This window comes from Kitasatospora sp. NPDC059646, assembly GCF_042734615.1.
Lineage (GTDB): Bacteria > Actinomycetota > Actinomycetes > Streptomycetales > Streptomycetaceae > Kitasatospora.
In genome coordinates this window covers 23983-33351 of sequence record NZ_JBHWDS010000075.1, presented here as the reverse complement: position 1 = coordinate 33351, position 9369 = coordinate 23983, and the positions used below count along the sequence as shown (strand labels likewise).

General features: G+C 74.8%; 8 protein-coding genes and 1 pseudogene. 2 read left to right on the top strand and 7 right to left on the bottom strand.

From position 1 onward, the window contains the following. Positions 1-107 precede the first annotated feature (107 nt). Together ACFV1L_RS33950 and ACFV1L_RS33945 are read right to left on the bottom strand one after the other, a co-directional pair. The gene (locus tag ACFV1L_RS33950) at positions 108-1883 is read right to left on the bottom strand and encodes an acetyl/propionyl/methylcrotonyl-CoA carboxylase subunit alpha (RefSeq protein WP_380373512.1); all 1776 of its coding nucleotides are present in this window, start codon (positions 1881-1883) and stop codon (positions 108-110) included. A 219-nt stretch (positions 1884-2102) separates the two neighbouring features. After that, positions 2103-2855 carry a hypothetical protein gene (locus tag ACFV1L_RS33945; RefSeq protein ID WP_380373511.1) on the bottom strand — a complete coding sequence of 251 codons (753 nt, stop codon included), beginning with the start codon at positions 2853-2855 and terminating at the stop codon, positions 2103-2105. Positions 2856-3102: 247 nt separating this feature from the next. Between ACFV1L_RS33945 and ACFV1L_RS33940 the strand changes: the two genes are divergently transcribed. Next, positions 3103-3855 (top strand): alpha/beta hydrolase, encoded by a 753-nt coding sequence (locus tag ACFV1L_RS33940; protein ID WP_380373510.1) that lies wholly within the window; start codon positions 3103-3105, stop codon positions 3853-3855. A 7-nt stretch (positions 3856-3862) separates the two neighbouring features. Here ACFV1L_RS33940 and ACFV1L_RS33935 read toward each other — a convergent pair whose 3' ends face one another. Then, complete coding sequence (locus ACFV1L_RS33935; protein WP_380373508.1) at positions 3863-4474, bottom strand: Maf family protein; 612 nt, start codon at positions 4472-4474, stop codon at positions 3863-3865. Between the two features lie 19 nt (positions 4475-4493). Further along, positions 4494-4619 (bottom strand): morphogenic membrane protein MmpB, encoded by a 126-nt coding sequence (gene mmpB, locus ACFV1L_RS33930; RefSeq protein WP_380373505.1) that lies wholly within the window; start codon positions 4617-4619, stop codon positions 4494-4496. A 248-nt stretch (positions 4620-4867) separates the two neighbouring features. Between mmpB and ACFV1L_RS33925 the strand changes: the two genes are divergently transcribed. Further along, entirely contained in the window at positions 4868-5287 is a 420-nt protein-coding gene (locus ACFV1L_RS33925) for a DoxX family protein (protein WP_380373503.1), read from the top strand. Between the two features lie 590 nt (positions 5288-5877). On the opposite strand, the pseudogene ACFV1L_RS33920 reads toward ACFV1L_RS33925, so the two are convergent. From ACFV1L_RS33920 to ACFV1L_RS33910, 3 genes and pseudogenes are all read right to left on the bottom strand, one after another. Next, a pseudogene (locus ACFV1L_RS33920) lies at positions 5878-7065 on the bottom strand (diguanylate cyclase domain-containing protein); the annotation flags it as partial. 113 nt (positions 7066-7178) lie between these two features. After that, positions 7179-8267: an adenylate/guanylate cyclase domain-containing protein gene (locus tag ACFV1L_RS33915; RefSeq protein ID WP_380373501.1), complete on the bottom strand. Its 1089-nt coding sequence runs from the start codon at positions 8265-8267 to the stop codon at positions 7179-7181. A gap of 196 nt (positions 8268-8463) precedes the next feature. Next, on the bottom strand, positions 8464-9321 hold the full coding sequence (locus tag ACFV1L_RS33910) for a biotin--[acetyl-CoA-carboxylase] ligase (protein WP_380373517.1): 858 nt from the start codon (positions 9319-9321) through the stop codon (positions 8464-8466). Positions 9322-9369 lie beyond the last annotated feature (48 nt).

Genomic DNA, 9369 nt, shown 5'->3' with positions numbered 1-9369 from the left:
GCCCCCGGGGCGCCGCGGGCCGGCCGGCCCCGGCCGGGGCCCCGCCCCCCCCTCGGGGGGGGGGTCGACCGGGCACCCCCGCCGCCCGTCGCGGCCGTGACGCGGGGTCAGACGTCCTTGATCTCGCAGAGCGCGGCGCCGCTGGAGACCGACGCGCCGACCTCGGCCTTCAGGCCGACCACGGTGCCGGCCTTGTGGGCGTTCAGCGGCTGCTCCATCTTCATCGCCTCCAGGACCACGATCAGCTCGCCCTCGGCGACGACCTGGCCCTCCTCGACGGCGACCTTGACGATGGTGCCCTGCATCGGCGAGGCCAGGGTGTCGCCGGAGACCGCCGAGGCGGCCTTCTTGGCGCCCACCCGGCGCTTCGCCTTGCCCGCCGCGGCGCCCGCCGCCGGGGCCGAGCCCACGCCCAGCGAGGACGGCAGCGACACCTCGATGCGCTTGCCGCCGACCTCGACCACCACGGTCTCGCGGCCCTCGGGCTCCTCGCCGTCGCCGCCGGCGCCCGCGAACGCCGGGATGGTGTTCTCGAACTCGGTCTCGATCCAGCGGGTGTAGACCTTGAACGGGCCCTCGTCGCCGTGCACCTCGGGGGCGAACGCCGGGTCGGCGACCACGGCCTGGTGGAACGGGATGGCGGTTGCCATGCCCTCCACCTTGAACTCCTCCAGGGCGCGCTTGGCGCGCTGCAGGGCCTGCCGACGGGTCGCGCCGGTGACGATCAGCTTGGCGAGCAGCGAGTCCCAGGCGGGGCCGATCACCGAACCGGACTCCACGCCGGCGTCCAGGCGCACGCCCGGGCCGGACGGCGGGGAGAACAGCGTCACGGTGCCGGGCGCGGGCAGGAAGTTGCGGCCCGGGTCCTCGCCGTTGATGCGGAACTCGAAGGAGTGGCCGCGGACCTCCGGGTCGTCGTAGCCGAGCTCCTCGCCGTCGGCGATCCGGAACATCTCGCGGACCAGGTCGAGGCCGGTGACCTCCTCGGAGACCGGGTGCTCGACCTGCAGGCGGGTGTTGACCTCCAGGAAGGAGATCAGGCCGTCCTGCGACACCAGGAACTCGCAGGTGCCGGCGCCGACGTAGCCCGCCTCGCGCAGGATCGCCTTCGACGCCCGGTACAGCTCCGCGTTCTGCTCGTCCGTCAGGAACGGCGCGGGGGCCTCCTCGACCAGCTTCTGGTGGCGGCGCTGCAGCGAGCAGTCACGGGTGGAGACGACCACCACGTTGCCGTGCTGGTCGGCCAGGCACTGGGTCTCCACGTGCCGCGGCTTGTCCAGGTACTGCTCGACGAAGCACTCGCCGCGGCCGAACGCGGCCACCGCCTCGCGCACCGCCGACTCGTACAGCTCCGGGATCTCCTCCAGCGTCCGGGCGACCTTCAGGCCGCGGCCGCCGCCGCCGAACGCCGCCTTGATGGCGACCGGCAGGCCGTGCTCGGACGCGAACGCGACCACCTCGTCGGCACCGGACACCGGGTCGGCGGTGCCCGCCACCAGCGGGGCGCCCGCGCGCTGCGCCACGTGCCGGGCGGTGACCTTGTCGCCCAGGTCGCGGATCGCCTGGGGCGGCGGACCGATCCAGGTCAGGCCGGCGTCGATCACGGCCTGCGCGAACTCGGCGTTCTCGGACAGGAAGCCGTAGCCGGGGTGGACCGCGTCCGCACCCGAGTCGGCGGCCGCCTTCAGGACCTTCGCGATGTCCAGGTAGCTGGTCGCGGGGGTGTCGCCGCCCAGCGCGTACGCCTCGTCGGCCGCCCGCACGTGCAGCGCGTCCCGGTCCGGCTCGGCGTACACGGCGACACTCGCGATACCGGCATCCCGGCACGCCCGGGCAACGCGGACAGCGATTTCGCCGCGGTTGGCGATGAGCACCTTGCGCACTGTGGCTCCCTTCTCGAACCTCGTCGAGTCTATGGATTGGAGGGCGCTACCGGCGAGTAGTCCCTAGTGGTGAGCGTGCTCACACGCTCGGTCGCCCGACTTCCGTGCGGGCGGCGGCGGTTGGCGGCGCGCCGCAGGCCGCGGGGGCGCGGCGGCCCGCGCCGGGGCGCCGGGGGGCGCCGGGCGGGCGGAGTGGCCTCGGCCACACCGGAGCCCGGGTCAAGCCTCCGCCGGCCTGGGCCGGGCCGTCGCCGCGGCGGTCACGTCCGCCTCGAACTCGACCACGTCCGGGCCGTACGCGCGGGCGTTGACCACCCGCAGCACCACCGCGAACGCCCCGTCCGGGCCGTACCGGCGGGCCAGCGACCGGTGGTGGGCGGCCAGGTGACGGACCGCCGCGTGGTTGGAGACCGCGGTCTGACCGGCGATCAGGAACACCGGGCGGCTGCCCGGCCGCAGGTGGACCCGGGCCAGCAGCACGTACGCCGTCCCGCCCGGCTGCTCGGACGGCGGCCGGAACGCGAACTCCCGCTCGCCGACCAGCAGCGTCCGCACCGGGTGCCCGGCGTCGGCCGGCGGGGCGACGAACGCCGCGCCGGGCAGCCAGGACGCCAGGTGCGCGCCCGTCCGCTCGTTGCCGTCCGGCCCGCCCACGCAGAACTCGGTCTTGTCGCCCAGCCCCTGGCGCACCTCGTCGTGCGAGGTCAGCGTGGAGCGGGCGCCGCACTCGCGGACCAGCGCGGCCAGTTCCATCAGCGCGTACACGTCGTCGCGGGCCACGCTGTGCGGATCGGGCGAGGAGGCGTGCCGGTTGGCGACCAGCAGGGCCTCGCCGCCGGCCGGCAGTCCGAAGAACGCGCGCTCCCGCTCCAGCCGGCGCCGCCGGCGCACGGACTGGGCCAGCCAGCCCAGGCCGGCGCTGATCGCCGAAGCGATCAGCCCCAGCACGACGTTGAGCACACCATCGGTCATCTTCCGCTCCCCGTCGCCCCTTTCCGTTCCGGCTGCGCCAGCCTAACCGCGGCCCACCTGCGAAAGGAGTGGAACTGTGCAACAGATGTACGGCTCCGGTTCTGTCCGTTTCCGCACCCGGCAAGCGGAACCCCGGCCACCTCTTCCCCGGGCGGCATAACGGAATGGTTCAGACCATTGACCGGATCGGGGGCCGTCCCTAGCGTCGCAGCCACCGTTGCAGAACCGCAGAATTCACGGGGGAATCGTGAAGCGTCCCATGCTGCCCGCCGCGCTCGCCGCGACCGCGCTGCTGCTCACCGCCTGCTCCGGCGACGGCAGTTCGACGCAGGCCGGGCCCGCGCCGGCGTCCAAGGCGCCGACCTACGGCTGCCTCACCCAGGAGCGGGCCGCCAAGGGCTCGTTCGCCCTCGACGCGGGCACCGCCGGCGGCAGCAACCTGGACGCCTACCACCGGGACTCGGACGCCGGCGGCGCGAGGACCGCGATCGTCTTCTCGCACCAGCTGGGCGGGTCGCTGTGCGAATGGGTCCCGGTGCTCGACGACTTCACCCGGGCCGGCTACGCGGTGCTGGCCTTCACCACCGAGGGCGACGTCACCGAGGGCATCAAGGCCGCCGCCGGCCGCCTCAAGGACAAGGGCGTCACCGGCATCGCCCTGATCGGCGCCTCCAAGGGCGCCGCCGGCTCACTGGTCGCCGCCAAGCTGGACAACCCGCTGCCGGTCAAGGCCGTGGTCTCGCTCAGCTCGCCCGAGGTGTACAGCCAGTTCAACGCGGCGCTCGCGGTCAAGGCGGTGAAGATCCCGACCTACTTCGCCGCCGAGGAGATGGACGCCCCGTTCAACGCCGACGCCAAGGCGCTGTACGACGCGTCGGTCGCCGAGGACAAGCAGCTCAAGATCTACCCGGGCGGCAACCACGGCGCCCCGCTGCTCAAGGACGGAGCCCTGCCCGACGTCCTGGCCTACCTGGCCCGGCACGCCCCCGCCGCGGGCTGACGGCCCGTCACGCCCACAGGTCGGTGATCCGCACGTCCAGCTCGGCGAGCAGGCGGCGCAGCAGCGGCAGCGACAGGCCGATCACGTTCCCGGGGTCGCCGTCGATCCCCTCCACGAACGGCGCCGAACGGCCGTCCAGGGTGAACGCCCCGGCCACGTGCAGCGGTTCGCCGGAGGCGACGTACGCGGCGACCTCGGCGTCGTCCGGGGTCCCGAAGCGGACGGTGGTGGAGGCGGTGGCGCTCGCCCGTCGGCCGCTGGCGGTGTCGATCACGCAGTGGCCGGTGCGCAGCACGCCTTCCCGGCCGCGCATCGACTGCCAGCGCCGCACCGCCTCGTCGGCGTCGGCGGGCTTGCCGAGGGCCAGGCCGTCCAGTTCGAGCACCGAGTCGCAGCCGATCACGATCGGCGGCTCGCCGGGCTCCGCGGCCAGCTCGCCCGCGACCTTCCCGGCCTTCGCCACCGCCAGCACCAGCGCGAGCTCGCCGGGCGTCGGCGCGGACAGCGCGTCCTCGTCCACCCCGCTCACCCGCACCAGCGGATCCAGCCCGGCCTGCCTCAGCAGGCCCAGGCGGGCGGGGGAGGCGGACGCGAGGACGAGCGGACGGCGAGCGGTCATGCCTCCCAGCCTAGCGGGGCTACGCCAGCACCAGCGCCGTCGCGATCATGGCCAGCACCGCCATCACCAGTGCCGTGCGGCGGAGCCGTCGCTGCACTTCGCGGGCCTCGGGGGACGGCTCGTCGCGGGGGTCTGACCAGAGCATCCGTCCAGCGTGCAACGGGCGTGCGGCGCGGCGCCTGAGTATCCGTACTCAGTCCCGTCGCGGGTGAAGGTTTCGGGCAGCCCCTTGACGCGGGGTGCCCGTCATCCTGCAATGGAGCAACCGGCTCGGCAGGTTCATGATCGGCGACGTGCGGTGCGCCGAACTCCCCCCGCGAACCCGCCGCAACGCCGACTCCCGGTCAGGGCACGCACAGCAGACCACCCCACTGGTTCGGCTGAGGAGTCCCCATGTCCCACCTCGTCACCACCGCGAGAACCGCCACCGACACCGCCCGCCCCCACCTGATCGCGCTGTACCGCGCGGTCGTCGGCCTGCTCTTCGCCTGCCACGGCGCCGCCTCGCTGTTCGGCGTCCTCGGCGGGGCGCACGGCGGCGGCACCGTCCCGGCCGGCAGCTGGCCCGGCTGGTACGCCGCGGTCATCCAACTCGCCTGCGGCGCACTCGTCGTGCTCGGCGCCGGCACCCGCCCCGCCGCGCTGGTCGCCTCCGGCTCGATGGCGTACGCCTACTTCACCGTCCACCAGCAGCACGCGCTGGTCCCGCTGCAGAACGGCGGCGAACCCGCCGTGCTGTTCTGCTGGGCGTTCCTGCTGATCGCCGCGCTCGGCCCCGGCAGCTTCGCGCTCGGCAGCCGGTTCGCCCGCTGACCGGCCGCTCCCCGCCGCCGTCAGGACGGCGGCGGGGAGCACGGACCGGACAGCGCCACCGCGACCAGTGTGCGCAGCGCCGGGGCGACCTGCCCGAGCGGCAGCGTCGCCTCGTCGGCGAACAGCTCCAGCAGCCAGCCGCCGGCCGGGTTCGCGCCGCCCGCCGCGACCATCGCCCGGTACCCGGAGACCACCATCACCGCCTCCTCCGCCGGGTCGTTGCCCGCCGCGCCCACCCGCAGCGCGAACGCCCCGCCGGTCACCGCCCGTCCCGTCAACGGGTAGTGCCGCAGGTCGAACACCGCGTCCGGCGCCTCGATCTGCGCCCGCTGGGTCTGCGCCCGCGCCGACGCCGGGCCGCCCGTCATCCGGTAGACGGCGTGCCGCGCGGTGCGCATCGACGGCGAGCCCGGCGGCACGTACGACACCCACCAGCCGACCGCGTTCAGCAGCCGGGAGGCCGTCTCCGCGACCACCGACAGCCGCCCCAGGGTGTCCGCGGGATGCGTCGGCTCGCCCTGCGTGCCGCCCTGGTCCAGCGCCGCCAGCACCGCCGCCAGCAGCTGCCCCGGATCGGCGCTGTGCGCCGCGCCCCGGAACCGCCGCCGGTCGTTCGGGCGGCCCGAGGGCGACCGCCGGCTGTCCGCCAGCTGCACCACCGGGTCCGGCGCGAACCCGGGACCGTGGCTGCGGCCCGCCACCACCGGGTGCGCGGCCCGGGCCGCCTTCGCCCGGTACTGGGCCGCGTCCGCCAGCCGGAACAGCCGGTCCGGGGTGGTCACCGGGCCGATCGAGTCCCCGGTCGACGCGATCCCGCAGGCGACGCCCTCACCGTCCGTCAACTCCAGGGCGCGGGCGCACAGTTCCTCCGCGACGGCGACCACCTGGTCCGCCGACTGGCCCTCCGCGAGCAGGCAGAATTCGTCGCCGCCGAGGCGCGCCGCGAGGCTGCCCGGCAGCTTGGCCGCCGACAGCGACAGCTGGTGCGCGAACCGCTCCAGCATCCGGTCGCCCATCTCGTGGCCCTGCTGGTCGTTGACCCGCTTCAGCCCGTTCATGTCGCACATCACCAGGGACACCACCGTGCCGCCGCGGTTGTGCGCCTTCAGCGCCTCGTCCAGCCGGGCGTCCACCGCGCGACGGTTCGCCAGGCCGGTCAGCGCGTCGGTGAACGCCAGCCGGCGAAGGTCGGCGACCCGCTCGGTCTGCGCCAGGCCCGCCGAGACCTGTGCCGCCAGCAGCGTCGCGTACTCGGCGTCGGACTCGGTGAACACCGGCATCCCGATGCCGCGCGCCAGGTACAGCTCGCCCCACGCCTGGCCGTGCAGCACGATCGGCGCGACCAGGCAGCAGCCCCGGCCGCGCCGGCGCAGGCCCGCGGCGCGCGAGCGGCAGAACGCGCCGGACGCGGGGATCGGGTGCCCGGTGTGCGGCCCGATGTCGTCGGCGGTCTGCACCCACGCGCGGGGGAGCCGGCCGGTGGTCCAGTGCTCCTCCAGGTACGTCACGATCTCCGGGAAGTCCGCGACGGGGTACGACTCGTCCTCGGGCAGCTCCTCCTCGCCCGGCGCGAGCTCCCCGTGGTTCACCAGCACCCGCAGCCGGCCCGACTCGCGGTCCCACACCGAGACCGCCGCCATCGTCGCCCCCAGGGCGGAGGTGGCCCGCGTCGCGGCCGCGCGCACCGCCTCCAGCGGCGTCATCGCCCCGGCCATCGCCTGCGCGAGCTCCACCACCGCCTGCAACCGCAGATCCGGCGCCGCCGCCTGATCAGTCATCGTCGCCACATTCCCTCCCGCGGGCCGTTTCGTCCAGCCTAGGGGGGTATGGGCGATTTGTGGTGGCACCGGGGCGCGCGAGGACGCGAAACCGGGGCCCGCGCCCGCAGTGGCTAGCCGCCGGCGGGCGTGCGGGTGAGCAGCCAGGGCTCGACCAGGCCGAGGCCGCGGACCGGGCGGCGCCACATGGGCTGGAGCTGGAAGCGGTGGCCCGCGGCGGGCGCGGTCTCGGGGAGCGACGCCGTCCCGTTGTGTTCGAGGGCCGTCGCGAGTTCGCCGTCGACCAGGACGGCGTCCTTGGGGGCGATGGAGGTGAGCCGGGAGGCCAGGTTGACGGTGGTGCCGAAGACGTCGCCCATCCGGGAGGTGACGGTGCCGAAGGCCATGCCGACGCGGAGGGCCGGCATGTTGTCCTCCTTGGCGAGGGTCTCGACCAGGGAGAGGGCGATCTCGGCGACGGTGGCCGGGTCCTCGGAGACGAACAGGATCTCGTCGCCGAGGGTCTTGACGACCCGTCCGCCCTGGCCGGCGATCAGGTCGGAGCAGGTGTTCTCGAAGCCCTCGACGAGCTCGCCGAGTTCCTCCTCCTCCAGGCGGCGGGAGAGCCGGGTGAAGCCGACCAGGTCGGCGAAGGCGACGGCGAGCCGGCCGGAGGTGGTCTCGTGGTCCTCGGCGGCCTGCACCACCCGGCCGGTGACGGCGGCGAGTTGGCGGCGCCAGACGTAGACCAGGAACTGTTCGAGCTCGGGCAGCAGGAGTTCGACCAGCGGGTAGGCGACGTCGGAGCGGGTCAGGCCGGGCTCGACGGGCTGGGTCAGGTTGTCGAGGAAGGTGTCCATCTGCCAGCCGGCGAGCCGCGCGGTGGTCTGGCCGGTGGAGCGGGCGACCTGGATCGCCATCGGCTCGCTGAGCAGCCCGGACTCGATCAGGCCGGCCAGTCGGCGCAGCGCGATCACGTCGTTGTCGTTGAGGGCGCGGGACTGGCCGATGTCGGGGAAGCCCATGGCGCGCCAGAAGCGGGTGGCGAGGTCCATCGGGACCTCGGCGGCGCGCGCGGCCTGGTACGGGGTGTACTTGCGCGGCGCGTCGAGGATCAGCCGCTCCAGGTCGGCCGCGACGGTGGTCTCGTCCGTCCCTCCGGGTGCGCCGTTGGGAGTGCCGCCGTTGCCGGAGCCCGTCGTGGCGCCGCCGTTGTCTGTCACCGGTCCGTCCCCGTGCGTTTCCGCACTTGTGTCTTGCCGTCCTCGGGGTTCGGGTACGCGACCACCGCAGGGGGTAGTGGCGAGCCTCACACCGCTGCCAGGTGGAATGTTCGCACGGAATCGCGTAATCCGGGGCATCCGCCCGGCAGCCGGTCGGAGGGTCCCGCAGGGTGAGACCGGCCCCGCCCCGACCTGGTCAGTTCTGCGGGCGCACGTGCACCACGTCGCCGGCGGCGACGGCGTGCCGGGCGCCGTCGGGGGTGCGGACCACCAGCCGGCCGTCCCCGTCGACGGCCACCGCCTCGCCCAGCAGTTCGCGCTCGCCGGGGAGTTGGACCTTGACCGGCCGGTTCAGGGTGGTGCAGCGGGCGGTGTACGCGGGCAGCAGTCCGCTGGCGTGCGGGTCGCCCGCGGCGGCCGTCCACTCGCCGTACAGTTCGGCGAACTCGCGCAGCAGGGCGCGCAGCAGGGTGGCCCGGTCGGTGGTCTCGGCGCCGGCCAGCGCCAGCGAGGTGGCGGTGGGGACGGGCAGTTCGGCCTGCCGCAGCGAGACGTTGAGGCCGAGGCCGGCGACGACGGCGCCGCCGGAGAGCTCGGTGAGGATGCCGCCCAGCTTGTGCTCCTGCCCGTCGACCTCGGCCTGCAGGTCGTTGGGCCACTTCAGGCCGGTGCGGACGCCGCCGACCCGGTCGAGGGTGGCGGAGACGGCGGTGCCGATCAGGATCGGCAGCCAGCCGTAGCGCTCCATCGGCACGCCCTGCGGGCGGAGCAGCACCGACAGGAACAGCCCGGAGCGGGGCGGCGCGGACCAGCGGCGGTCGAGCCGGCCGCGGGCGGCGCTCTGCGACTCGGCGACCAGCACCGCGCCCTCGGGCGCGCCGTCCCTGGCGCGGGCGGCCAGGTCGGAGTTGGTGGAGCCGGTCTCGCTCACCACATCGAGTGAGGTCCACAGGGCGCCGGGGCGCAGCAGGTCGAGCCGCAGCGCCGCCTCGTCCAGCGGGGGCCGGTCCAGGTCGGTCCACGGGGACGGGCCGGCGTGGCCGAAGCCGCGCAGTCCGGAGCGGCGGGGGCGGGGGCTCTCGGGGGTGCTCACCCCGACCAC